This is a genomic window from uncultured Caldilinea sp. (assembly GCF_937128415.1).
GTDB lineage: Bacteria > Chloroflexota > Anaerolineae > Caldilineales > Caldilineaceae > Caldilinea.
Map to the genome: position 1 here is coordinate 16,573 of NZ_CAKZMJ010000056.1, position 24,685 is coordinate 41,257.

At 60.6% G+C, this 24,685-nt stretch carries 17 protein-coding genes and 1 pseudogene; 5 read left to right on the forward strand and 13 right to left on the reverse strand.

The genetic code is table 11. From position 1 onward, the window contains the following. Positions 1-5 precede the first annotated feature (5 nt). From Q0367_RS08475 to Q0367_RS08510, 8 genes and pseudogenes are all read right to left on the reverse strand, one after another. Positions 6-2,369 (reverse strand): TIGR03986 family CRISPR-associated RAMP protein, encoded by a 2,364-nt coding sequence (locus Q0367_RS08475; RefSeq protein ID WP_298981579.1) that lies wholly within the window; start codon positions 2,367-2,369, stop codon positions 6-8. Then, complete coding sequence (csx19, locus tag Q0367_RS08480) at positions 2,366-2,962, reverse strand: CRISPR-associated protein Csx19 (RefSeq protein ID WP_298981582.1); 597 nt, start codon at positions 2,960-2,962, stop codon at positions 2,366-2,368. The genes Q0367_RS08475 and csx19 overlap by 4 nt, the downstream gene beginning before the upstream one ends. Further along, positions 2,959-4,755: an RAMP superfamily CRISPR-associated protein gene (locus Q0367_RS08485; RefSeq protein WP_298981584.1), complete on the reverse strand. Its 1,797-nt coding sequence runs from the start codon at positions 4,753-4,755 to the stop codon at positions 2,959-2,961. Before Q0367_RS08485 ends, csx19 begins: the two co-directional genes overlap by 4 nt. Before the next feature lie 2 nt (positions 4,756-4,757). Beyond that, positions 4,758-5,972 carry a hypothetical protein gene (locus tag Q0367_RS21065; RefSeq protein WP_363325847.1) on the reverse strand — a complete coding sequence of 405 codons (1,215 nt, stop codon included), beginning with the start codon at positions 5,970-5,972 and terminating at the stop codon, positions 4,758-4,760. Between the two features lie 603 nt (positions 5,973-6,575). Beyond that, positions 6,576-7,109: pseudogene (locus Q0367_RS21070) on the reverse strand (RAMP superfamily CRISPR-associated protein); the annotation flags it as partial. Beyond that, positions 7,106-8,740 (reverse strand): Cas10/Cmr2 second palm domain-containing protein, encoded by a 1,635-nt coding sequence (locus Q0367_RS08500; protein ID WP_298981591.1) that lies wholly within the window; start codon positions 8,738-8,740, stop codon positions 7,106-7,108. The pseudogene Q0367_RS21070 and the gene Q0367_RS08500, both read right to left, overlap by 4 nt. A 21-nt stretch (positions 8,741-8,761) precedes the next feature. Continuing rightward, positions 8,762-10,522 (reverse strand): hypothetical protein, encoded by a 1,761-nt coding sequence (locus Q0367_RS08505; RefSeq protein ID WP_298981593.1) that lies wholly within the window; start codon positions 10,520-10,522, stop codon positions 8,762-8,764. Positions 10,523-10,691: 169 nt separating this feature from the next. After that, positions 10,692-11,579 (reverse strand): CRISPR-associated ring nuclease, encoded by an 888-nt coding sequence (locus Q0367_RS08510; protein ID WP_298981596.1) that lies wholly within the window; start codon positions 11,577-11,579, stop codon positions 10,692-10,694. A gap of 62 nt (positions 11,580-11,641) precedes the next feature. On the opposite strand from Q0367_RS08510, the gene Q0367_RS08515 reads away from it, so the two are divergent. Beyond that, entirely contained in the window at positions 11,642-12,793 is a 1,152-nt protein-coding gene (locus Q0367_RS08515; protein WP_298981598.1) for a CRISPR-associated protein Csx3, read from the forward strand. 290 nt (positions 12,794-13,083) lie between these two features. Here Q0367_RS08515 and ppsA read toward each other — a convergent pair whose 3' ends face one another. Further along, entirely contained in the window at positions 13,084-15,510 is a 2,427-nt protein-coding gene (gene ppsA / locus Q0367_RS08520) for a phosphoenolpyruvate synthase (protein WP_298981600.1), read from the reverse strand. A gap of 262 nt (positions 15,511-15,772) precedes the next feature. On the opposite strand from ppsA, the gene Q0367_RS08525 reads away from it, so the two are divergent. Then, the gene (locus Q0367_RS08525) at positions 15,773-17,062 is read left to right on the forward strand and encodes a citrate synthase (RefSeq protein WP_298981603.1); all 1,290 of its coding nucleotides are present in this window, start codon (positions 15,773-15,775) and stop codon (positions 17,060-17,062) included. A 125-nt stretch (positions 17,063-17,187) separates the two neighbouring features. Here the strand turns inward: Q0367_RS08525 and Q0367_RS08530 are convergent, their stop codons facing one another. The 4 genes from Q0367_RS08530 to Q0367_RS08545 form a co-directional block, all read right to left on the reverse strand. Beyond that, complete coding sequence (locus Q0367_RS08530) at positions 17,188-19,266, reverse strand: beta-galactosidase (protein WP_298981607.1); 2,079 nt, start codon at positions 19,264-19,266, stop codon at positions 17,188-17,190. A 98-nt stretch (positions 19,267-19,364) separates the two neighbouring features. Further along, the gene (locus tag Q0367_RS08535; protein WP_297637366.1) at positions 19,365-20,273 is read right to left on the reverse strand and encodes a carbohydrate ABC transporter permease; all 909 of its coding nucleotides are present in this window, start codon (positions 20,271-20,273) and stop codon (positions 19,365-19,367) included. Positions 20,274-20,280: 7 nt separating this feature from the next. Further along, on the reverse strand, positions 20,281-21,222 hold the full coding sequence (locus Q0367_RS08540; protein WP_297637369.1) for a carbohydrate ABC transporter permease: 942 nt from the start codon (positions 21,220-21,222) through the stop codon (positions 20,281-20,283). Positions 21,223-21,291: 69 nt separating this feature from the next. Continuing rightward, positions 21,292-22,647, reverse strand: a complete 1,356-nt coding sequence (locus Q0367_RS08545) for an ABC transporter substrate-binding protein (protein ID WP_298981612.1) — start codon at positions 22,645-22,647, stop codon at positions 21,292-21,294. Positions 22,648-22,858: 211 nt separating this feature from the next. On the opposite strand from Q0367_RS08545, the gene Q0367_RS08550 reads away from it, so the two are divergent. The 3 genes from Q0367_RS08550 to Q0367_RS08560 all read left to right on the forward strand — a co-directional run bounded on the left by Q0367_RS08550 (position 22,859) and on the right by Q0367_RS08560 (position 24,659). Next, a complete protein-coding gene (locus tag Q0367_RS08550) occupies positions 22,859-23,899 on the forward strand; it encodes a LacI family DNA-binding transcriptional regulator (RefSeq protein WP_298981615.1) in 1,041 nt (346 codons plus the stop codon). Positions 23,900-24,139: 240 nt separating this feature from the next. Continuing rightward, complete coding sequence (locus Q0367_RS08555) at positions 24,140-24,421, forward strand: metal-sensitive transcriptional regulator (protein WP_297637378.1); 282 nt, start codon at positions 24,140-24,142, stop codon at positions 24,419-24,421. A 34-nt stretch (positions 24,422-24,455) separates the two neighbouring features. Next, positions 24,456-24,659 (forward strand): heavy-metal-associated domain-containing protein, encoded by a 204-nt coding sequence (locus tag Q0367_RS08560; protein WP_298981618.1) that lies wholly within the window; start codon positions 24,456-24,458, stop codon positions 24,657-24,659. Positions 24,660-24,685: the final 26 nt, after the last annotated feature.

A 24,685-nucleotide genomic window follows, 5' to 3' on the forward strand; every position in this document is an offset into this window, starting at 1 on the left:
GTGTCTCACCCGTTCACGATGTTGCCATCTCTGTCAATCAACGGCAGCCCAGCCCGATCCTCCTCCGCCAGCGGCAAAGCTAACCGAGGTCCAGGCGTCTGCCCTCCGCGCTTGTTGCCAACAAACCACTCGTACTGCTTTCCTTCGACCTGCGGCTGACGCGTCGGCCGCGGATAATGCACGGGCAACGGCGGCGTGTCCGCCAGGAGCGCCCTCAAGTCTCGAATATTCTCCAGGCGCTCGAAAGGTTTACCGTAGCGCGTCGCCATCGCATCCTTGAAGACGTCCACCCATTCCTGCCAGGCCAAGGTATAGTCGCTCCAGCCATCGTTCTCGCCGGCCAACGAGGCGTATCGGACTTTGGGGTCTACCAAAGAGACCTTTAGAACTTCGATGCGTGCAGAGCCGAAGCCCAGCGGTTTAGCGTAGCCGATGCGGTGATGCCAGCCCTCCAGCTGCAGGCTCCACAGCAGCGCGCCCAGCTCCACCGGCGCCAGGTTCTCGAAGTACACGGTGAACTCGAAGACGCTTCCCGTCTTTTGGACGCCGCGCACCGTACGGTTCTGGTCGCTTTTGACGCAGTTGACGCTTTGATATTCCTGCGGGTTCAGCCTGTCGCCGTGATGGCGATAGACCTTGCGCCCGCGCAGGATCTGGCCTGCGTTGTCGTAGTCCACCTGCTGATCGCTCAGGCCATCCTGGGGCTTGCCGTTGCGAGGCCGCAGGTAGAAGCGATACGTCGTCGGCTTGGGCGCCGAGAGGATGGCCAGGGTGGCGTCGAAGACGCCGGCATCCTGGGTCAACACGGCATGGCTGAAGCGCACCCGCCCGGCGTAGGCGGTAGGTTTATCCAGTTCGGGCCTCGGCTGATCAGGGTCGTCGTCGCCCCACACCCAGCCGAAGGTGCGACAGGCTGGACAGAGCCTCTCGTACTCGGTGCACTTCGCCAGCTCCGGCGGATAGAGCAGCTCGCCGATCTTGCGCTCAAACCCAACGCGCGGCACCGAGACCGGCACGATGAACTTCACCGTGTACGTTCCGCGCGACCTTTCCTCCAACATGGCATAGACGAGGTCACCATCGCGCAGTTTGGGCTCATCGCGGCGAGTACGCTCAAGGATAAAACGGCTAAAGGCAGGCTCCTTACCTTCGGGACGGTCTCGGACCGTGCGCTTGTTCACCTCATCTTGGTGTCGCTCTTGATAGTCGGCGATCAGTTCCTCGTACTTCTCTCGCACCTCTTTGGGTAACTCGACTGTCTTCAGGTTTTGGGTGGTAAAGAACAGACGCTCGTCATGCTTGTTCTCGATGTTCTGGTTGGTGATGCAAAGGTAGCCGTTGACCAGACGCTGGTTGCCGACAGGTTTTGGCATGGGCTGCCCTGGTTTCGCCAGGTGCACCACATTCCAGAAGTCGAAGTTGCGCCGGGGGTGCTTCATGGGCTCAATGATGGCTTGACACTGCTCGCCGTGCTGATAGCCCGCCAGCGAAAGCTTTTTCCGCTGAGCATATGGAGTGTTGGGCGCCTGGGTGACGGTCTTGCTCTTCTGGATAGGGTCATACACGTGCACCCAGGCGGCGTACTGGTGACCAGAAGGGCGCTGACTAGGCGTGATCGGGGTCGTGCCGGGCAGCAGCTCGAGCTCCCAGCGATCTTCCGTTTTGCGGACCCGCGCCGGCACCAATCGCAGGGCTAGCTCCGGCAACAGGTGATAGCTCAACCGCTTCTTCCCCGCAAAGTGAGCGAAGCAGGAGTTGGTGGCTGCCTCGAAGATGGAGCGCACAGCTCCGCGCAGGCTCGTTCCAGGGATGGCGACCTTTCCTTCCGGATCGCGGAAAAAGCGGTACGAGCGATGTTTTCTGCCGTTAACCGACTCTTCGACGATCTCCTCGCTATCGGAGACAAAGATCGGCGTGGTGGCGGTCAATCGGCAGATGACCCGGCCCGTCAGCCCCACATACCGGTCATGCGGCGGCGGCGCGCAGCGGCTGAGCAATGGCGCAGCCTTCGGATTGCGCACCTCTAGCGTGCGTACGAAGTTGTAGGGGTTGAGGAAGCGGTACGGTGTAGAGCCAGCCTGCTCGATCGCAGGCTTTGCCACAGACGTTGGTTGTGGCACGGCAGGTTGCTGGGGCTGCGGGGCAGGCGCTGAGGCGGGCGCTGTCTTCGCAAGGGACACGATTTCGCCAAGCAAAACCACGTTGCGCGCCCGCTCGTCCTCCGGCTCGAAGCGCACGCGACGGCCGGGCGTCGCATCCTCGATGCTGCCCTGGACGATGGCCTTGCGATTGAAGTCGTAGGTCTTGCCGTCGTCGTCCTGAATTTTGCCGCTGTTGTGTTGGAAGCGGATGATCACGCCTTCGGTCATGGCTTGTCCTCCTCGCGCGGCGGCTGATCGCTCAACTGCCGATACCAGACAAACGCCGTCTGTCCGTTCTCGGTGTAGCGCCAAAAGTGCAGGTAGACACGGCCGTTTGTACTGAGGGGGTAAGCCAGGTTTGCCGCCGCAACCCGGTCCTCATGCCAGAGGTCCTGGTTATCTTTGCGCTCTCCCCACAGGATGACCGACTCAGCGTAACGCCGAAGCTGGCAGATGGGGTTTGCCTTCCAAAAGTCTGTTGCACCAAAGCCGTTCAATGGCAAATCAACTGCCTCTCCTACATAGTGCCATAGCCAACGATTACCATCGCGACGCAAAGAAAGATGCCCGCCCTCGCCGAAGATCTCGGCGCGCTGGAGAAATTCCGGCTGCTTTGGCTCGTCGGCAAATTCGATGAAGCTGATGTGCTCCCAAATGCGATAGGGCATAGCGCTCCACCGGGCCCGCCACACGCTCAAGAAGTCGTTCAGGCGATCGGCAGGAAACTCGCCGCCCAGGATTGCCGGACGCTCTTCCTGAGCGAGCTTCGCCTGCTCCATTTTCTGGTACAACTGCTTGAAATCAATGTTCTTGTCGCTCATGGCACCCTCGCAGGATAAAGCTCAGACAGCCAGTAGCCGTCAACCTGGTCAAAGTAGCTATCCTTGTTCAGACCGAAGGCGTGTTGATGGTTTAACACCTTTTGGTTGAACACTCTGACCCAACCTTCGGCCAGGGTCATCCAGTCATCAAGCGTCGCCTGGTCATACGCCAGCGTCTGGAACACCCCGCTTGCGCCCCGCTGACCTTGCAATAGTCGTTGTCCTGCGCCGATTGCCTGTTGCACCGTTGGATCTTGACTGTTATCCGCAGGTTGAGGGAAGTCCTCATCGGTGAGAAAACCGAAGGTCAGCTTCTCGTCCTCAATTCGGCACTGGCCGAAGCCCTTGGCGGCGCCGAAGCCAACGGTGATCAGCCCATCGTTCAGATCGCGCAACACCAACGCCAGCCAGCCCAGTTCCCACGGCTGCGGGTTTTCCAGGAACAGCCGTACCCGGAATTTCGGCTGCCACAACACCACGGCGTCGAACTTGGCCGCATCGCGGCCGCCGCCGGTGAAGCGGTCAATGGCCAGAAAGTCCAGCACCTTGGTCTCGACCTTTTCGCCGACAAAGGGGGCGTCCTCGACCCGCAGCCGGCTGCCGTTCCAGGTGCTGCCGAAGAGTCGGCAGGCAAGACAAAGCTTCTCCTCAGCGCCTTTCTGCTCGATCTCAAGTTCGTCGCGCTTCTTCTTCCCCATAGCCTTGATAAGACTGTTGCAACTCGCCACAGGATCATCGCTCTTTGTCGTTAAGGGATTACAGGCCGGGCAGTTGGTCAGAAACATCTTCTTCCGACTTTCCGCATCTTGCGCACCGTCCCATACAGCAAGAGTAGCCAGGGTGCGGGCAATGCGCTCGGCCTGGCTGCGCAACACCCCGCGCAGGCTGGAGCCGGGCAGCACGGGTTTGGTGCCCTTCTCATAGGCGGCCAGCACCGGCGCATGGTCGAAACCGCTGCGCCCTGCCTGGGCCAGGTCATGGGTGAGGAAGGGACCGGTCGCCGCCAACGTGAACTCGGCCAGCGCCCACGAGCAGGCAACCGGAAGGTCGCCGGTATACGACGTGATGATCAGGCGGCGCACCTTGCTGGCAAGCCAATCCCGATCCCCGTCGCTTGCATCCCACGGCGGTCCGGTGCGCAGGAACTCGATGAGCACATCGGTCTGCGTAAGATCGCGCTCGATCCATTGCACATCGGTCAGGTCGAACGCGCCTAACCCTCGCCCCACGCGCCCGCCGACAGCGCCGCGTCCCTGTTCCCATTCGGCCAGAGCAGCGGCGAGCAAGGGAAGCGTCTTCTCTTCGTTCGCCAGGCGACTATCAATCTCCAGCCGAAGTTTGAAGGTCGTCCCAGCGGGCAGTACTTCATAGTCGAACTTGATGCGCTCCCGCCGCGCAGCGGCGCCGGTGACGCGGTCAATGCCGACGCCATCGCGGATCAGCACCGCCGGCGATGTGTCCAACACGGCGTCATACACCAACACGCGAGCGGCGGTGGCGACATTGGTGTCCTCGCGCGGGTTCACGTCGCCGAAGAGCTGACACACGAGGCATTGACAGGCCTCGTTCGACTGTTCACCGGTTAACGCCTGACATGGCTTTGCGCCATCAAATCTTGGCGCCAGCCGGGTGGCGATGCTGCGCAGCGCGCCGGCGATGGCTGTGCCGGGGATGAGCAACCGGCCGCGCGCGTCGCGGCGCAGCAGGTCGTCGGCGGTCTCCGTGTCCTCGCCCGTGCCTACGTGGAGGGCGGTGCGCAGCGTGAGTTTGGCAGTAATCGCTCGAAAGGTCATGGTTACCTCCGTTCCTGGGCCTTCTGGCGAGCGGGTCCGGCGATCCGGGCAGCCAACAGCTGCAGGCCGATGCGCCAGGCTTCTGGGCTTCTGTCCAGTTGATTGTTATGCAGCTCTTCAGCCAACATGTCGAGCATCCGCTGGACCGCTTCCATGCCCTGTTTACCATCCGTTTCGAAGAAGTTCGGTTTGTCTCGACCGGACAGAGGCATAGCAAGCAAATTTTCCGGCCTGCCCATGCGCTGCAATTCCTGCTTGATCGCTTCGACCGATGTCTGGCGAGAGGTGTGCAGCAGACGAGCCACAGCCTCAAATCGTTCGTCGTTGAAGTGGCTTAACGGTTGTTCATCCAGCTTTTTCAGCCAGTCCAGTGCAAACTGAAGAATGGCCACGGATGGGTGCGAATTGCTCGCTCTTCCCAGCTCCAATGGCGATAGGTCAAGCATGCGGCTTTCTACGCCCTGAAGCTGCTGATAGACCGGATGATTGAAGGCCACCCGGCCGAAGCCTTCATCGCGACGCAGGCCAATCCCCTGGGCCTCCGCCTCCTCCAGCGCCTTCAACAGGTCGCTTAAGTCGATCCCGGTGAAGGTCAGGCGCACACTGGAACCGGCCACGATCGCAATATCGCGCGTGCGCGGGAGGCCTAGCTTGGCGTTGAAGGCATCCACCGTGCGGGCCGCAGAAAACGCCAACACCTCCTTGTCCTCGTTCCTGTCAATGGAGACCTCGGCTTCCGGTGGCAGTCGCAGTTCCCGTTTCAACCAGGCCGGATCGAAGCCACGCCAAAAGCGCCCCCATGGATCGGGCACGATGGCGTCGCTTAGCAGCAGCATGGTCACGCTCTGGGTGGAGGTGAGGCGTTGGCTCAGGTCCTGCAAATGCCACAGCGATTTCTCGCGTGGCCGGAACACGGCGCTGACCTTGCCATAGCCGCGCTGGGTAGCTTTGCCCAGCTTGAGCTCGTTGACTTCTTCCGGCTGCAGCCCGGCCATCGTCTGCAGCGCTTTCCAGACACTCTGATTGGTGCAAGTGATCTCGCCGACGAAGTACTGTCCCGGCTCCAAAGCCACGTAGCCGTACAGGTCGCCGGTGTTCACCCGGCCACTCTTGCGGTCAATGCGGATATGCATCTCGACCGTCTGTTTGGGCTTGTGCTTAGAGCGAGGCGCATTCCTGACCAACGAGATGAAGCCGCCCAACGCTTCCAACTTCATCGACGCCGCCTTTCGACCGCTGGCTGTGTCTTCGGTGGCGCAGACTGGACACTCCTGCCGGTTCTCCCGCAAAAGACTCCATATGCCGTGGCCCTCATCACTGCTCGGTTTGCGGTAACCATGATGCAACTCACAGGTGAACAGGTCGCGCGGCGCAACGACAGTGAGATAGCCTGTGCTAAGGTTTTTCTTGCGCACCTCTACAGGCGTCAGCGATGAAAACCGCACGAGGTCGCCAAAAAACAAGTTGGCAAAGTTCCGAAAAGTGCCCCCTTGGCATTCGAGATCCGCTGCAAACCGTTGGGCTATGCGCCACGCCAGTGCGCCGCGCAACACGCCGCCCGGAATAGCATCCAGGGTCTCGAATTGATTGCCCGCCTCCGAACGACGAGCGATCAGCAGCGGCTCGTCAAGGCGCAGCAGCACTTCGAGCCGGTAAGCATATTGGCTTGGGTCAGCAGGTAAATTGAGGGGCGCCAGGGCTGCCTGTGAGGTCTTGTGCTCAGGGTCCTCCGCCAGTTCGCCCTTTAGCTGACTGGCAAACCGTGCTAGCAGTTCTGCTTCTTTGCCCCGATCGACCAGGTGGACGTCACACTCGCCGTAGCCGCGGCGTTTGCCCGCGCCCAGGTTGCGCAGCAGCCGCGCCGCCGCAACCAACCATTCCGCTTCGCGCTGGGCTGCTGCGTCGTCACTGTCGCATTCGGCCACGAAGCGGAAACGCAGGCTGCCGTCGCCCTCCTCGCGCGTGAAAAGCTTGTTCTCCTCGGCGCGGCGCGTGCGCGGGTTGACCCGCACGCGCGTGGTCGTCTGTGCGGCCGTCTCGCCTGGGCGCCAATCGTGGGAGGGCGCCAGTGGCGCCGTCAGCCCTTCCGGCCTGGCCGACGAGATGCGCCAACGTTTCTTTTGGCTGGGTGTACCGAAGATGCTCGCGAGGATGTCTTATTGTTGCTTCCCAGCGAGCTGGCACAAATTTTCCATGCTCTCTCGCAGCAGACCGGCGAGCACCGTGCCGCGGATAACCGGCACCTTGTCCGGGTCGCGCAGCAGCGCCGAGTCCACCTGCAGGCCCAGGCCATGCCCGGCGCCGACGTGGTAGTCGCTCTTGAAAACAATCTCGAACTCCAAGCGGATGCTCATGCCTCTTCCTCCTGCGGTTCGTACTTGTCGGGGCTATGGCCGAGGTCCTGCGCAAAGTCCCAGGCTTCCAGCAGGTCCAACATGCCATGCGCGAGCAAAGTGCCATCGCGCCCTGGAATTTCGCGCCAGTGATGGCGTCCAGTGCCTTCGTCCTTGCGCTTGCCCAAGGCATGAAGGGCAGCTTCAACATGCGCTCGAAAAGAGCTGCCCAATCGCTGCAAAATCCTGGACAGCTTACGGGTTGTCCAGCTCTCTAACTCTTCATGGCGATTATGGATGGTTATGTCAGCGGGCAAGTCCTCAAAACACCGGCGTAGTTCAGCCAGACGCTTGTTCGGAAAGTTCTTGAGCGCCAGTCGCTGATCTAGCAACTGCTTCAGTTCGATACCTCGCTCTTGGGCGCTCGCCGGCAAACCGTTGTTCGTTACCCAATACGGACGCAACGTTGGTCTGACCCCGCCAGCTTGCTCATCTTCCTCTTCCAGACCCGCCAAACGGTTGCCCAGGATGACCTCGAAGTTGACGGCGGAGAGGTGTTCGCCTTTCTCTGCCGCCAGCAGCTTACACCGGCGCTTGGCCTCCTTGAGCAGCTCCTCCGCTCGACGGTGCGCCAGCGCATAGGGGTACTTGCTCTTGCAGATGACAACGGCAGCCGCTACGGTGGGACGAGGAACGTCGGTCAGGCCTATACCTTTCACTAGCTCGTCCATCTGCGCTTCCCATGTAAGGCAGAAGCGTCGGGCGAAGTCGAGCGCATACGGCGCCGGGATCAGGGCAAAGAGATCGTCGCCGCCGAGGATGAGGGGCAGCACCGGGATCATGTCCCCCTGGCCGGGCACAGTTCGCTTGAAGTCTGCAGCGGCGCGTGCCAGGCTAGAATGTAGGACTGGGGTTAGCCTCTTGGAGAGGGTTGTCATTTGACCTTGGTCGCAGCTGCCAAAAATCTTTCCCATGCCGTTGCCGTCGGCTACCAGATAGGCCACGTAATTCCGTTGCCGCAGGTCGAATTCAGCAATGTCATCGGCATCTTCGGCCCAGTCAGGCTCCTCTCGTTGTTTGATTTCGAGCATCTCACGATATGCCTCGTAAAACTCATCGAGGAGCGCCCGAGGCTTGCGATCTCGCTCTGCGGTCTTGGTCTGGCATGTCTCGCACAGGTATTGAGACCGCTGAGCTGTGCGGCGTCCTTTCAGACGGCCGCGCGTATTCGCTAAACCAACCCCACAAGAGGCGCAAAAAGCCACATACGGCATGTGCGGCTCGGCCATTACCCCTTGGCGACGGCTCTTTGCCCAGCGCAATTTATGGCCAGCCTCATCGTTCGCCTTGCGGAAGTTGCCGTTCAGTTCTACCGGCTCGGCCACCGTCAGGCTGCCACCCAAGGCCAGCCGATAGAGCTCGGCCAGGTCGGCACCGAAAGCCACAGCCTGTTCTCCGGTGTCGAAGATGACGCGAAAACTGCCGCCGTCGTTGACCACCACTTGGGCGTTGTAACGTTTCGCCAGCGTGTCCTCCACGCTCTGACAGAAGCGCGTGAGCAACTGACTGGCGCCCACCACCTCGCGCAAGCGCGAGGAGCGGAAGATGAATTCCTGGATTTTATCGGCCTCAGCGGCCAGTAGGTAGGGCATGATTGAACCTCCTTCACAAGGTCATTGACGCAATCGAGGCGGCAGGAAAGTCAGTTCGCAAACCTTGCAAAGCTGAGCCCAAGACGGCGCTTCAACTAGCTTGTCTGCCATACTGCCCAGAGTGCCTGGATGGAAATGTTCCAACCAATTGGCTTCGAACTCAGTCACGGCAGCGCATACTAAATCTAGCGCTGCTTCGGCGATAGAGCGGGGGATACATAGATGAGTGTGAATGGCTTCGCCGCGAAGTCTGACGAAGAGGGGGGCACTATTGCCAGCAGCATCGGTGTATACGGCTGCTGCCAAGTCAAGTGGCAGTCCATTAGAATAGGGAGTAAGCGAGGGCGCTGTAACAGACCGTCGGATGTTTCCGCCCTTTACATTCGTCTCAGAAGGTGGGGAGACTTGCAGAGTTCTACGAAGTTTCCATTCGCTTGACTCGTCCATAAGGGAAGCAAACGCTTCGTTCTCTGCCGCTCCGAATGCGGTGACAATTGGTTGCCAAGCTGATGTGCCCGTGGGCTTTGCTTCTAAAACATTGTTAAGCCAACAAAGAGCCAGTCGCGCTTTAAGCAGGAACTCGTGTAGCCCGGCAGCGCGCAGATATGCCGAGCGATAGTCTTCGTTTTTTGCAATCAGGCGCTCAATCTTGGCCATCTCGTCGCGAACATAAGCGAGCAATCGCATAGGTTGAGCAAACAGCGAGTCCGACGGCTTCGATGCTCCCTGTTTGAGCGCTAGGTGCGCCCTAAGCAGCGTGTCCGCTGCCGTTCTGGCATCCGAGGCGCCGGTCGTTGCAGGCCAAACATCACCCAGCTCTTCCACGCTCCAGGGTATAACTTCTGAGGGCAACGGTGGATTGAAGCTCTCTCTTAACCGTTTTGCCGCAGCATAATCACCGTTTTCCCAGGCCTCGTACATCTCCAACAGCGATGCCAGACGCATCACCCTTTCGATGTCATTCTGATCGAATAGAGGTTCACCGCCATCGCCGCCGAGTGTCCGTGACATTGCACCAAGGATCCCTGTCCCTGAGTTCCCGCCACCGGCTGGTTCGCCCAACAACGCACGCGCGTTGCGGAAGCTGTAGCTCTCATACAACCGCCGCACCTGCTCCCAGTCGCGCAGGTGGAAAGCCTCGTAGGGGTTGGCAATTTCACCGATCCGGCAGGTGTAGCCGTAGGGCTTGCCCGATTGGGTGTCGTACTCATCGAAATCCACATAGGTGATGGGCAGCCCTGAATGAGCCGCATAGAGAAACGCGCCCACCACCATGCTCTTCTTGGCGCCGGTGATGTCCACGGCGTTGGTGGAGCCTTCCGGTGGCTGCGCTTCTGGCTTCTGCATCGCCTGACGTAGCGCTCGGAAAACTTGGGTAGGGGTGTCCTTCGTGAGTTCCACCAAGTCGAAATTTCCACTATGCAATTCCGGGCGCATTCCTTTAGGCAGATCGGAAACCTGAGACAACTTAAGCATGAGCTGTTTGAGATCTACGCCGCGGTCGCTTCCTGGTGTATCGCCATAGAACGCGTTGAGAATGAGCACCACCCGCTTTGGCCGCAACACGCAGACGACCTGCAACAGCGGCTCGAACGACTCGCCCACGGTGAGCGCCAGGGTGTGCACCGGTTTGCCGACGCCGCGCAGGCGGGTAGGATCCTTGCTGGCTTCCTGAAGCTCCCGGCCCAGCAGCTCGTTAATGTAACAGTCGTAGCCAGGTTTCTTTTCCCAGTATTTCTGGGTACGCTTTCTTGGGGCGCTCTCTGTCAATTGACCTCCCATAGCGTGTGCTCCCTTTTTATTTTCCCTCCCCCTCCCCACCGGCGTCGCGGGAGGCGCCGGTGGAAGGGGAAGGCGCCTCTACGATAGCACGTTGGAGGGGGCTTCGACATCCTCACTCCTGTTGATTCAAATCAGCAGCTCCTCTGATCTCGCCGCGCCGAGGGGCGGTTTATACTTGCTGCACAAAGCGGGCGAAGCGCTCGCGCAAGAAACGGTAGTCGAGCGGTTCGTCCTCAGGCAGGCCCCAGGCCACGCGACACTCGTTCAGGATGGCGGTCTTGTGCGTGTTGACGGTGCTCAGCGAGATAGAGAGCGCAGCCGCCACTTCGTCGGGTCGTTTGCCCTCCGCAAAGGCGCGCAGGACGTCGCGCCGGCGAGGGGTGAGCTGCTCCCAGACGCGACGGCAGGCCGGGTCCTCGAGGGCGGTGAAGAGGCGCAGCTGCTCCTGCGCCGCCAGCATGGAGGTCTGCGCCAGGGTGCGCAAGGCCGGGAAGTAGGCCCCCCACGGCGCCAGCGGCGTCGGGATCAGCTGCACGCCGTCGGCGGGCGTCACATGCATGACGGCGCCGTCCTTGACGCGACGCAGCGTCTCCTCCGGCGTGTGCATGTGCCAGATGCGATCCTGATGGTCGCACAGCAGCGCCGCCGCCGACATCGCCAGCAACGCCATCATGCGGCGCCCACCGCTCAGGCACAGGTGCAGACGTCGGCCTTCATTCTTCAGCTCGGCGATGAGATTGCGGATGCTCTGCCAGGTGGCCTCGGCGTCGGCGGCGGTGCGAATGTCGGTCAAAGCCTGGCCGTTGGCCTGAATCGGCGCGCGGCGCAGCCGACAGCGCCGACCGGCGTAGTGGTCGTCGAGGAATTCCTGCTGCAGGCGGTGGAGCGCCTGACGGGTGCGCGGGTTTTCCAATGATAGATGCACGAGATAGACTTCCGTAATCTGTTCGCCCCGGGCAAGCAGGGCGTCGAGGGCAAAGGTGACCACCTGTGGCTGACCGCCCAGCGTGGCGATCAAGGTGGCGGCGCTAGAACCACTATAGCTATTTTCATTCATGGGGACATCCATCAATTGATGCAACCATTTGTATAATCGTAAACGGCATGGAGATTCCTTCTATGAATTCTTTCCCTGCGGTCGTCATCGGCGGCCCGCCGCACAGCGGCAAGTCGGTGCTCACCTATCTGCTCACCCGGCGACTGCGCGCCTGGCAAGTCGAGCACTATGTGTTGCGCGCTTGCCCCGACGGCGAGGGAGACTGGAGCCAGGAAGCGCCGCCGGAGACGGTGCGCCTGTTGCGCCAAAAAGGACACTTCAGCGCCGATTTCGTCGACCTCGTCTGCCGCGATCTGAAGCAACGCCATCTTCCCCTGCTGGTCGACGTCGGCGGCAAGCCGACGCCCGAGCAGGAGCGCATTTTCGACCAATGCACCCACGCCGTGCTGATCGCCGCCGCCCCAGAAGCGCTGGCGCCTTGGCGTGCGCTCGCCGAGCGCCACGGCCTGGTCGTCATCGCCGAGCTGCATTCCGTGCTCGACGGCGATGATTTCATCGAAGCGGAGACGCCGGTCTTGCGCGGACGGATCGGCGGGCTGGAGCGACGCACCGGCGTCGGCGGGCCGATGTTGCAGGCGCTGGCGAGACGCTTGCAACAAATTTTCTCTTATAGCGAGCAGGAACTAAAATCTCTGCACTTTCCTCACGCGCCGACCGAGCTGATCGTGGACATCGCCCAGCTGGGCGACTGCGTCGGCCTGCCCGCAGAAGAGCGGCGCTGGCGCCCGGAGCATCTTCCCGCCGCCCTGACCTGCACGCCCCAAGATGCCATTTCGATCTACGGCCGTGGCCCTAACTGGCTGTACGCGGCGCTGGCGCTGCATGCGGCGCCGCACCCCATCTATCTCTTCGATCCGCGCCTGGGCTGGACGGCGCCGGCCGCACTCGCCTGCTCCGCAGCGGCTGCCCCCGATGTCCTGGGGTGGAAACTCACCGTTCAGGCCGATTACACCTGGCTCGAAATTCTGCCTGGAACGCCCTATCTCGATTACGAGGAGGTGAGCGGCGCAACGCTGCCGCTGCTGGAGGCCGGGCGCGGGGTCGTGTTGAGCGGGAAGGTTCCGCACTGGCTGCTGCTCGGCGCAGCGCTCGCCTATCGCCACCACCCCTGGCTGGCCGTCGTGCAGGCGCAGCAGGAGCGCCGTGGGGTCGTCGTCAAGGGAAGCGAGCCGTTGCATTGTCCAGGAGTGTGGGTGGAAATCGCCGCCGGCTAGAAACCGGCGGCCGGCATAAAAAATCGTTTTGACGGAATTGAACAAATGATTTTGGTCGTCCGTAGGCGTTGCTCGCAGCTGCGCCTACGGATTTTGCGAAATCTTGTGGCCGGAGCCTGCGGCTGCGAGCCGCAGCTACGGTTTGCACCGGAGGATCGTCTCCGGCGTGGCACGGTTGTGCATGCAGGTCATCGCCCCCGGCGTGGCATGACGATCCGCCTGGGGCATCCGCCGGTCGCCCTTCCAGGAAGCTCCCTGCTTCCTGGAAGGGGCATCCATTCTCGAAGACGTCACGCCGGCGTCGGAACTTGCTTCGGAGCCTCCGCGTAAAGTCGCTGCTCCAGCTCCAGAACGTCCGCCGTCGTGCGCAGGATGGCGTCCGGAATCAGGCTCATGGAGTCGATGCCCTGCTCGACCAGGAACGCTGCGAACTCGGGATAGTCGGAGGGCGCCTGGCCGCAGATGCCGACCTTGCGGCCGTATTTGTGCGCCGTCTGGATGAGCTGGGCGCAGGAGCGCAACACCGCATCGTTGCGCTCGTCGAAGAGCGACGCAATCTGCGCAGAGTCGCGGTCGACGCCGAGCGTCAACTGCGTCAGGTCGTTGGAGCCGATCGAAAAGCCGTCGAAAAGCTCGCTGAACTGGTCGGCCAGGATGATGTTGGAGGGAATCTCCGCCATCACGTAGACCTGCAAACCGTTCTCTCCGCGCTTCAATCCCTCCTCCGCCATCACCTCTAACACCTGGCGGCCTTCGGCGGGCGTGCGGCAGAAGGGCACCATCACCAGCAGGTTGGTCAGCCCAAAGACCTCGCGCACGCGCTTGATCGCCTTGACCTCGAGCACAAAGCCCTCGCGGTAGTCGGGATGATAGTAGCGGCTGGCCCCGCGCCAACCGATCATCGGGTTTTCCTCTTTCGGCTCGAAGAGATGGCCGCCGATCAGGTGCGCATATTCGTTGGTCTTGAAGTCGGAGAGGCGCAGGATGACCGGTTTGGGATAGAAGGCTGCGGCCAGGATGCCGATGCCTTGCGCCAGCTTGTCGACGAAGAACTCCGTCTTGTCGCTGTAGCCCACGGTCAGCTCATCAACTTTGGCGCGCACGTCCGCAGGCAGGCTGTCGTAGCGGGTGAGCGCCAGCGGATGCACCTGCACCCAGTTGGCGAAGATGAACTCCATGCGCGCCAGCCCGACGCCGTCGTTGGGGATGGCCGACTGCTTGAAGGCCTGTTCAGGGCTGCCGATGTTCATCATGATCTGTGTGCGCGGCCGCGGCAGCTGGCTGACGTCCACCGTGTGCACCTCGAAGGGCAGCTCGCCGGCGTAGACGCGACCGATCTCGCCCTCGGCGCAGCACGCCGTCACCGGCTGACCGGTCTGCAGCACGCGCGTGGCGTCGCCGCAGCCGACGATGGCGGGGATGCCCAGCTCACGCGAGACGATGGCGGCGTGGCTGGTGCGGCCTCCACGGTTGGTGATGATCGCCGCCGCCGTCTTCATGATCGGCTCCCAGTCCGGGTCGGTGACGTCGGTCACCAGGATTTCGCCGGGGCGGAACTCGCGAATCTGGCTGACGCTGGGGATGACGTGCACCTTGCCGACGGCGATCTTATCGCCCACGGCCAACCCCTTCACCAGCACTTCGCCCTTCTCCTTGAGCCGATAGGTCTCGATCTGGGTGACCACGCGCTGGCTGTGGACGGTCTCCGGTCGCGCCTGCACGATGAACAGCTCGCCCGTGCGTCCGTCCTTCGCCCATTCGATGTCCATGGGCATGTCGACCCCGCGTTTGGTCGTGTAGTGCTCCTCGATCGCCATCGCCCACTCGGCCAGCTTGAGCACTTCATCGTCGCTGAGCGAGAAGCGCGCGCGGTCTTCGGGCGAAACCAACACATTCTTGACCAGTTTGTTGCCCGCCTCGTCATAGATCATGCGCTGCTCTTTGGCGCCCAGCCGCTTCCAGATCAAGGGGCGATACCCCTGGCGCAGCGTCGGTTTGAAGACGTAGAACTCGTCGGGCGAGACGCGGCCCTGCACGACGTTTTCGCCGAGGCCATAGGCGGAGGTCACGAAGACCACGTCGCGGAAGCCGCTCTCCGTGTCGAGCGTAAAGATGACGCCGCTGGAGGCCAGGTCAGAGCGCACCATTTTCTGCACGCCGACCGACAGCCCGACCTGGGTGTGGTCGAAGCCCATGTCCTGGCGATAGCTGGTGGCGCGCGGGGTGAAGAGGCTGGCGAAACACTTGGTGACCGACTCCAACAGCATCGCCTCGCCGTGCACGTTGAGGTAAGTCTCCTGCTGGCCGGCGAAGCTGGCGGTGGGCAGGTCTTCGGCGGTGGCGGAGGAGCGCACGGCTACGTCGGCGCTGCGCATGCCGTAGCGCCGGCTGAGCTCCTGATAGGCCTCGATGATCTCTTTCTCCATATCAGGAGGGAACTCGCCGCGCAGGATCATGCGACGAATCTGACCGGTGCGCCGCATCAGGTCGCCGACGTCTTTGGCGTCCAGATCGCGCAAGATTTCGCGGATGCGCCCGTCCAGCTCGTTGTAATGAAGAAAGGCTCGATACGCTTCGGCTGTGATGGCGAAACCATCCGGCACCTGGATGCCGCGCGGAGAGAGCTCACGGATCATCTCGCCCAGGCTGGCGTTCTTGCCGCCGACGCTGGGCACGTCGTCGATCGTCAACTCGGAAAACCATTTGATCCAGGACATCTTTCCACCTCCTTGTAGAAATGAAGCTGGAGCGACTTCTGCGTCATTTTTCACTATAGCACATCTGGCGGATCGCTTCATCCGCAAGGTGGCCCATTTGGGGGGCTGGTCAGATGGCGGGGAATTCACACGATCGGTCGCTCTGGAATGTCGCAAGCTCGCTCGATGTCGTGATAAAATGGGGAAAATTCCCATATTTCGTTTCAGTCCGCTGGTCCGCATACCAATAGATTCCGCTCAACCATCGAAGGAGTAGCGACCAATGAGCAAAAATACTTTTACGATCATTGATAATCGCACCGGGAAATCCTATGAAATTCCCGTCGAGTATTCCACCATTCGGGCGAGAGACCTGCGCCAGATCAAGGTGCATCCCGATGAGTTCGGCACGATGAGCTACGATCCAGGTTTCGACAACACCGCGTCGTGCAAGAGCCGCATCACCTATATCGATGGCGAAAAGGGCATTTTGCGCTACCGGGGCTATCCCATCGAACAGTTGGCGGAGAAGAGCACCTTTTTAGAGGTCGCCTATCTGCTCATCTTCGGCGAGCTGCCGACCAAACAACAGCTGGCCGAGTGGGAATACAAGATCATGCATCACACCTTCCTGCATGAGAACATGACGGAGCTCTTCCACGCCTTCCGTTACGACGCCCACCCGATGGGCATGATGATCAGCGCCCTGGCCTTCATGTCGACGTTGCACAAGGAAGCCAGCCGCATCGAGGACCCAGAGGTGCGGTTGAAGCAGATCTATCGCATTCTCGGCAAGCTCCCCACCGTGGCCGCCTTCTGTTACCGTCATCGCATCGGCCGGCCTTTCAACTATCCGAACGCCGACATGGGCTACACCGAGAATTTTCTCTACATGCTCGATTACATGCATCAGACCAAATACGAGGTCAATCCGGTGCTGGCCAAGGCGCTCGATGTGCTCTTCATCCTACACGCCGACCATGAACAGAACGCCTCGACCTCGGTGATGCGCTCGATCGGCTCCGCCTACGCCGACCCGTATAGCGCCATGGCGGGCGCAGCGGCGGCGCTCTTCGGGCCGCGGCACGGCGGCGCCAATGAGGCGGTCGTCAAGATGTTGACCGAAATCGGCGACGTGAAAAATGTGCCGGCGTATATCGAGCGCGTGAAAAAAGGAGAATTCCGCCTGATGGGCTTCGGCCATCGCGTGTACAAAAACTATGACCCGCGCGCCAAGATCATCAAGCGCATCGCCTACGAGGTCTTCGAAGTCACGGGCATGAATCCGCTGATCGACATTGCGGTGGAGCTGGAGCGGGTGGCGCTGGAAGATGAATACTTCATCTCGCGCAAGCTCTATCCCAACGTCGACTTCTACAGCGGCATTATCTATCAGGCGATGCGCTTCCCGCCGGACATGTTCACGGTGCTCTTCACGCTGGGCCGCGCGCCGGGCTGGCTGGCGCAATGGGTGGAGTTGGTCACCGATCCGGAGCAGAAGATCGCGCGCCCGCGCCAGATTTATCTGGGATATGACTATCGCGACTACGTGCCGATCGAGCAGCGCGGGTGAAAATCACACTCAACCCGCCAACGTTTTTGCTTACAGCTGAACGAGCGAGCAGAGAAAACCCTCCACTCTTGCGAGCGTCACCGGCGGCAGAGTCGTCTTAAAGCGACGACTCTGCCGCCGAGCGACTAGCGTCCGTAAGCGCCCGCAAGTTTCTCCCCAGAGACTTTATCTTCCATCGGATCGTCTACAGGCTCCGCCGTCAAGATCGTCACCTGATAGGGCGGCAGCTCCAGAACGCCGGATTCCAGCGCCTCTCCGTTGAGCAAATTCCGCATCCGGCCTTTCAGATTCACCGGCTGCCTCTCCCGTGTATGATTGAGCACGAAGTGAATCGGGCGGTCGCCGCGCCAGCGCGTGCTCCATTCCACGCCCGGAGGCGTGCTGATTTCACTCCGGAGGTTCGCCAGGTCGAGCAGCCAATCGACCAGGGCGGCGTACAGCTGGCCGTCGCCGAACGTTCCGACGTACACCGCCCGGCCTGCGCCATAGCGATTCTCCGTGATTGCGGGCTTGCCCGCGTAATAATCCTGCGTGTAAAGGGCGACGGGCTGGGCGCTGCTCGGGCGCAGCACATCGCACCAGATGCGGGCGTGGGGCGGCGGCCCGTTATGAAAATCGCTTTGCACAAAAGCCAGCGGTTGACTGACGCCCTCCGGCAACGAATCGTATTCTTCCACCTCGACCCCACACACACCCGCCAGCAGACCCGGCGGCGGCATGTTGACGACCGTGTTGGTTGCGTCCTTGACGCCGGTGCGGGGAGTCGTCATCAGGACGCCGCCGTTCTGGACAAACGCCTCGATGCGGCGGGCCGTCTCCTCCGTCAGCACATAGAGCGCAGGCGCAATCAGCAGCTTGTAGCGGCTGAAGTCGTCGCGGCCCGAGACGACATCGACCGCCAGATTGCGTCTGTGAAAAGCCTGATAGATGTCATGGAGATGGTTCGTGTACTGAAAAGCCGGGTTGTTGGCCTGAATCTGAAACGCAAAGCGGCTGTCGTAATCGAGCAAGATGGCGATGTTCGCACGCACTTCACTGCCTGCGATCTCGGCGCCGACGCGTGCGATCTCGGCGCCCATCTGTTTGATCTCGGCGTAGCGCCGGCCGGCGCGCCCATCATGTTCAAGCAGGCCATGCCAGTACTGCTCCGTGCCGAAGCGAGCGGTGCGCCAGCGGAAAAAGATGATGGCGTCGGCTCCGTGCGCGATCGATTGATAGGCCCACAGGCGCAGCTCGCCCGGCCGCGGCGCCACACTGACGATCTGCCAGCCGCCGGCGCCCGCCTGCTGCTCCATCACCCAGAAATTTTTGTGTTTCAACCCACGCATGGCTGCATGGGAAAGCGCAGCCTCGCTCGGGATCACTTCAGGTCGAAACGTCCATTGCATGCGTCGATAGTTGTCCCAACTGACAAAGTCCAGATCGGCGGCAAGGTCGAAGTAGTTGAGGCGGTCATAGCCTGCCCCCATCATGTTATGGGTGATGAAGTGACCGGGGCACCGGCGGCGCAAGATGGCGACCTGCTCGCGCTGAAAAGCCACATATTGATCGGACAGAAAGCGATAATAGTCGAGCGCCAGCCCTGGGTTGTGCGAGCCGTCGCCGAACGGCGCCGCCGTTTCCAGCGGGACAGGAATTTGAGACCACTCAGTGTACACCTGGCTCCAGAACACTGTCCCCCACGCCTCATTGAGCGCATCCAGGCTCTGATATTTGTGCTGAAGCCAGACATGGAACGCCGCCCGACAATGCTCGCAGTAGCAGCGATCGCCGAACTCGTTGTCGATCTGCCAGCCGATCACCGCCGGGTGATGGGCGTAGTGCTCCGCCATCGCCTGCGTAATGATCCGACCTCGTTCGCGATAGCCGGCGTGGGTGGGGCAATAGTTGCGACGGTTGCCATAGGCGACGCGCAAGCCCGACGGCAGCACGCGATGCGCGTCCGGGTGCATCGCCATCACCCAGGGGGGAGGCGACGCCGTGGGCGTGCCCAAAACAACCTGGAGGCCGCGCTCCTGCAAGATGGCAATGGCACGATCGAGCCAATCGAAGTCAAAGCGCCCAGGGGCCGGCTCCAGGCGGCTCCAGGCGAATTCGGCCAGGCGCACCGTATTGAAGCCCGCCTCCTGCATCAGGCGGGCGTCGAGCGCCCACCGCTCCTCCGGCCAGTGCTCCGGATAGTAATCCACACCGAATCGAAACATCTTGATCCTCCCCAACATTTTTGCATGAATTCGCAGGCGCGGCGAACAAAGGCTACGGAAACTTCATTCAGTCGCCGGCCAATTTTACAGAATCGCTCTTAACCTTTCAGGGCGCCTAGCGTCAACCCCGCCATGAAGCGCCGCGTCGCGATGAGGAAAACAATCAGCATGGGCAATGTCGCCATGGCCGTGCCCAACATCAACACGCCGGCGTCGAAGCCGCGACGCGGGTCCTGACGCAACAAGGAGAGCGCCACCGGCAGCGTGTACATCGACTTATCCTGCATGACCAGCAGCGGGCCCAGGAAGGCGTTCCAGTTGTTGATAAAGATCATGATGCCGAGCGCGGCGAAGGCGGGCGCCAACAGAGGCGCCACGATGCGAAAGAAGATGGTGAATTCATGGCAGCCATCGATGCGGGCGGCGTCGAGCAATTCCGACGGCACCGACTCCTGAATATACTGGCGCATCCAGAAAATGCCGAATGCACTGGCTGCGCCGGGGATGATCAACGCCTCGAAGCGATTGATCCACTGCAGCCACTTGCTGATCAGGATAAACCAGGGCACGATGCCGGCGATCCATGGAATCATCATCGTCGCCAGCAGCACGGCGAAGAGCCAATCTCGCCCCGGGAAGCGATACATGGCGAAGGCGTAGCCGCCCATCGAGCAGAAGAGCAGCGCCAACGCTGTATGGGTGACGCCCACGAAGACGCTGTTGGCGAAATTGCGCCAAAAAGGGATGATCGTCAACATGTTCTGGTAGTTGGCGACCAGATTGTCCCCCGGCGTAAACTGAGGCGGCCAACTGAAAATCTGATTTGTGCTCTGTGTGGCCAGGATGAACATCCAGTAGAAAGGAAAGGCGGAGAGGAACGCGCCCACCATGAGGATGCCGTTGAAAACGATCTCGCGCGCAAGCTGCCGCCAGCGCTTTGTGCGCGGCTTCCTCCTCGCATCCCTGCGGGCGGTCTCGATCAATCGCGTGGTTTCGGAAGGAGTCATCGCTCGCTCAAACCTCCGTACGGCTACGCCCAAAGAACCGAATATTCAACACAGAGACAAAGACAATCACCGCCGACACCACGTAGGCCATGGCCGAAGCATAGCCGAGATGGGCGAAGCGGAAGCCGCGATCGTAGAGATACATGGTGATCGTGAGGCCGGCGTTGTTGGTGCCGCCTGTCGTCCCGACCAGCAAATAGGGTTCGTCGAAGATCGTCATGGCGCCCACCGTCGAGAGCACGAGCGTGAACAGGATGATGGGCTGCATCAACGGCAGGGTGATCTTGAAGAAGATCTGGCGCAGATTGGCGCCATCGATGGCCGCCACCTCATACAGCTCGGGATTGATGCCCTGTAAGCCCGCCAGATAGATGATCATGTTCCAACCCAGCCAGCGCCAGATGAAGAGAATGATGATCGCCGGCTTGATCCACTCGCCGTTGCCACCCCACCAATCGATGGGAGGCAACCCCAGCGTCACCAGCACCCAGTTGATCAGCCCGAAGCGCACGCCGTACAACGTGCTGAAAATGAGCGACACGGCGACGGGAGAGGTCACAACCGGCAAGAAATAGGCGCTCCGGTAGAAATGCTTGAAGCGCACGGCGGCGGAATTGATGATGAAGGCCAGCACCATGGCGCCGCCTAAAATCGGTATATGCGCAATCACCCCGATGAAGATCGTGTTCCACATCGCCAGCCAGAAGAGCCGATCCTGGAACAGGCGAACGTAATTGTCCAATCCAACCCATTGAGGGGGGGTGATGGCGTTCCACTGGTGGAAACTCAGAACGAACGAGAAGAAGATCGGAAACGCGCCGAAGATCGCAAACAAAATAAAGAAGGGGGAGATGTACACATAGGCCACCCAGTTGCGACGTATCTCGCGCCACAGCGTCGTTCGGCGCGAGGCGGAGAGCGGCATGGCGCTGGCGGTGGTTTGACCCATCGGGAAGCTCCTGAAGCAAAGCTGGGCGTGGCCGCAATCGACGACGCAGCCACGCCCCCTCAACCCTCTTTACTGGCGCAATTTTAGCGCCTCTTCTTTATCCGGCGCAGTCTGCCGTTCGATTTCGATGCAGGCCTCATTCAGCGTCGTCTGAGGGTCCAGCCCCTGATCGAGCGCCATCGTCACATAGGACATAAAAATCTGCTCCGCCTGGGCGTCCATCGGCGTAGTGATGAACGGCTTGATCTTGTTGACGGCGATGTCCACCCAGATCGCGCGCGTCTTCTGACCGCCGAAGAAAGGATCGGGCTCCTGATACATCGGATCGTCGAAGGCAGGAATGTAGGCCGGGAAATAATCCACTGCGGCGAACATCTTGTTCTGAGAATCTGCGCGGGCCAGGGCGAATTCGATAAACTTCCAGGCCGCCTCCTTTTTCGTGCTTTGCTCGGGTATCGCCAGGAAGGAGCCGCCCCAGTTCTGGCCGGGGTCTTCCGGCACCTCGAAAATGCCCCATTTGCCTTCCCACTCGACTCCCTCCGGCTTGAGCCAGCCCTTCAAGAAGCCGCCAAACCATGCGCCGCCATATTGCATGGCGATCGAGCCGTTGCCCAGCATGGTCTGCCACTCCGGCGACCAATTCGCCACCTTCGCATCCACGCCTGCGTTGCGCGCTTCCTGCGCATAGGTCAGAAGGCGCACGGCGAGCTCATTGTTGACGGCGCAGTTCCAGTCGGCGTCGAAAAGGTTGCGGTGGGCGAAATTGGTGTAGACAATGTCGCTGGCGTTGCCGATCGCCCAGCGCTGCTTCGCCGGGTCGGTCAGCTTCTTGGCGACCTCGATGAAACCGGGCCACGTCGCCGTGAGCTCGGCGATGCTCTCCGGGTCAGAGGGCAGGCCGGCCTCCTCGAACAGATCCCTGCGGTAGAAAAAGGTGGCAGGCGCAATATCCCATGGGAACGCAACGAGACGACCATCCGGCGAAGTCGCCTGCGCCCACTTGTAGGCCACCATGTCATCTTTATATTGGCCTGCGTTGAACGGCTCCTCCAACAGATTGACCAGACCGCCCTTGGCGACGAAGCGATCGATGTGGTTGATCTCGATCATCGTCACATCGGGAGCGCCCGCTCCAGCCGCCAGAGAAGCGAGCAACTTGTCGTGAACGTCGTTGAAGGACATCATCTGAATGTCCAGCTTGATGTCCGGATACGCCGCCTCGAAGTCAGGAAGAATCGCCTCGAACGCCACGTCGGCCGCCGGCCATCCCCACACGGTGATGGTGGTCGCCTGCGCCTCCCCTGGCGCTGAGACGTCGCCCTCGGCGCCGGGGGCCGGCGCGCAGGCCGACAATAACACAGCGAACAAGGCGGCGAGCGCCAGCAGGTTCAACGGTCTCCGGATCAGACAGGTGTGCTGCATCATGTTTGTTCCCTCCTCAATCCTTTGTATACTGTTGTGAAGACGCGACAGAGCATTGACAAATTCGGGGAAAAACCACAGAATGGATGCATCTAAAACGTTTTATGCGAGGACAGTATATCATAAAAACGTTTTAGATGTCAATAGTTTTTCAAAATTCTCGGCGTCCTCTGACTGTCGTTGATCATCGCATTGCTGTGGAGTGCATTTCACTATGTCGAAACCGCCGACGATTCATGATGTCGCCAAACGAGCGCAAGTTTCGGTCAGCACCGTGTCGAACGTGTTGACCGGGAAACGGCCGGTCGCAGAGGCGACGCGGCGGCGCGTGCTGGAGATCGTCCAGGAAATTGGCTTTCGTCCGAATCGACTTGCGCAAGGTCTCGTCAGCCGCAGCAGTCAAACGATCGGGGTCGTGGCCTCCGGGCTGGAATATTTTGGGCCGTCGAGGGTGTTGGTCGGAATTGAGCAGGAAGCCAGCGAACGGGGTTACACGCTGATCCTCAACCTGATTCACGAGCCCGCCACCGTCGACGCGGAAGCCGTCCTCGCCCATCTGATCACGCATCAGGTGGATGGAATTATTTGGGCCTCCCCGCACATCGGAAAACATCTCGAGCAAAGGCAGGAAGCGCTCTCGCGCGTCCCCGCGCCGGTTGTGCTCATCAATCATCCGAACGCATCGGGCTTGATCGTCATCGATATCGACAATCAGCGAGGAGGATATGAAGCGACCCGGCATCTGCTCGCCAATGGGTTTCAAAATATCGGCTTGATCGCCGGACCGCCGGACTGGCATGCCTCTCAAATGCGCAGGCAAGGGTGGGAGCTTGCGCTGCGAGAGGCAGGGAAGGAGCCTGAGCAGCGACAAATCGCCTACGGCGACTGGAGCCCGCAGAGTGGGGAGCGCGCCTTTTATCAACTCAGGGCGACGTTTCCAGAGTTGGACGCCGTCTTTGCAGCGAACGATCAGATGGCGATCGGCGCCCTTTGCGCCGCCGCCGATCTCAATTTGCGCATTCCAGAGGATATCGGAATCGTGGGCTACGACGATATTCCTGAAGCCGCTTTCATCAGGCCGCGCTTGTCCACCGTCCGCCAACCCTTGCTCGAGCTTGGACGGCTCGCTGTGCAGAAACTGGATGCGTTGATCGCCGGCAATCTTCAGCCAAGTTCGGCCAACGCGTCAGGCGATCTGCTGCAACCCCTCCTGATCGTGCGCGAGAGCAGCCAATTGCGCCGGTCTCCAGAATGAGGACACTACATTTTGTGGGTCTGGAAAATGTGCAATATATCGCAAGACGCTGAACTCCGCTCCTTTATTTGAAGCGCCCCCTCTCGCAGACGCAACGGATTCCACCCTACGGATAAAATTGCTCCTGAGTTTCTCGCAACGGAGGTTCAATAATTTGACAATTGCGCCCGATCGTTCTAAACTAGGCCTTAATCCCTCCCCCCTTGGGGGAGGGTAATGCGAACACAGAGTCTACAGAGAATGATCGATCCGGAACGCAAACGAGAACTGATCAACCGCCTCCGCAGCATTGAGGGGCATGTGCGCGGCATCGAGCGCATGGTTGAAGACGACGCTTACTGCATGGACATTCTCCGACAGATCAAGGCCGTGCAGCAGGCGCTCGAGCGAGTCAGCGCACTCACGCTGGAAAATCATCTCAACACCTGCGTCACCACCGCCATCCGCAGCCAGGATGAGGCGGAGAAAGCGCGCGTGGTGGCGGAGATCATGGACGTCTTCAAGGCGACGGGCAAGTTGTGAAGTCAATCTTTTTGTATCAGCAAAGGAGTTCAACATGACCACCAAAACCTATCATGTCCCCAATATTTCATGCGGCCATTGCGTCAACACGATCGAACGCGAGCTCAAATCCGTTGAGGGGCTGAAGAGCGTCAAGGCTGAGCTGGAAACCAAATCGGTGACGGTCGAGGTCAACGCGGAGGAAGTGTTGGCGGAAGTCGAAAAACTGTTGGAGGAGATCGGCTATCCGGCGGCGTAATGCGCAGCCAGTGCGGAGAAGATAGT

What these genes read in the sequence shown, in the direction of transcription:
- Q0367_RS08540 (WP_297637369.1), bottom strand. Translation starts at nt 21,222, where the DNA reads ATGGGTCAAACCACCGCCAGCGCCATGCCGCTCTCCGCCTCGCGCCGA.
- Q0367_RS08475 (WP_298981579.1), bottom strand. Translation starts at nt 2,369, where the DNA reads ATGACCGAAGGCGTGATCATCCGCTTCCAACACAACAGCGGCAAAATT.
- Q0367_RS08560 (WP_298981618.1), top strand. Translation starts at nt 24,456, where the DNA reads ATGACCACCAAAACCTATCATGTCCCCAATATTTCATGCGGCCATTGC.
- Q0367_RS08500 (WP_298981591.1), bottom strand. Translation starts at nt 8,740, where the DNA reads ATGCCCTACCTACTGGCCGCTGAGGCCGATAAAATCCAGGAATTCATC.
- Q0367_RS21065 (WP_363325847.1), bottom strand. Translation starts at nt 5,972, where the DNA reads ATGAAGTTGGAAGCGTTGGGCGGCTTCATCTCGTTGGTCAGGAATGCG.
- Q0367_RS08535 (WP_297637366.1), bottom strand. Translation starts at nt 20,273, where the DNA reads ATGACTCCTTCCGAAACCACGCGATTGATCGAGACCGCCCGCAGGGAT.
- Q0367_RS08510 (WP_298981596.1), bottom strand. Translation starts at nt 11,579, where the DNA reads ATGAATGAAAATAGCTATAGTGGTTCTAGCGCCGCCACCTTGATCGCC.
- Q0367_RS08525 (WP_298981603.1), top strand. Translation starts at nt 15,773, where the DNA reads ATGAGCAAAAATACTTTTACGATCATTGATAATCGCACCGGGAAATCC.
- Q0367_RS08550 (WP_298981615.1), top strand. Translation starts at nt 22,859, where the DNA reads ATGTCGAAACCGCCGACGATTCATGATGTCGCCAAACGAGCGCAAGTT.
- Q0367_RS08530 (WP_298981607.1), bottom strand. Translation starts at nt 19,266, where the DNA reads ATGTTTCGATTCGGTGTGGATTACTATCCGGAGCACTGGCCGGAGGAG.
- csx19 (WP_298981582.1), bottom strand. Translation starts at nt 2,962, where the DNA reads ATGAGCGACAAGAACATTGATTTCAAGCAGTTGTACCAGAAAATGGAG.
- Q0367_RS08485 (WP_298981584.1), bottom strand. Translation starts at nt 4,755, where the DNA reads ATGACCTTTCGAGCGATTACTGCCAAACTCACGCTGCGCACCGCCCTC.
- Q0367_RS08505 (WP_298981593.1), bottom strand. Translation starts at nt 10,522, where the DNA reads ATGGGAGGTCAATTGACAGAGAGCGCCCCAAGAAAGCGTACCCAGAAA.
- Q0367_RS08515 (WP_298981598.1), top strand. Translation starts at nt 11,642, where the DNA reads ATGAATTCTTTCCCTGCGGTCGTCATCGGCGGCCCGCCGCACAGCGGC.
- Q0367_RS08545 (WP_298981612.1), bottom strand. Translation starts at nt 22,647, where the DNA reads ATGATGCAGCACACCTGTCTGATCCGGAGACCGTTGAACCTGCTGGCG.
- ppsA (WP_298981600.1), bottom strand. Translation starts at nt 15,510, where the DNA reads ATGTCCTGGATCAAATGGTTTTCCGAGTTGACGATCGACGACGTGCCC.
- Q0367_RS08555 (WP_297637378.1), top strand. Translation starts at nt 24,140, where the DNA reads ATGATCGATCCGGAACGCAAACGAGAACTGATCAACCGCCTCCGCAGC.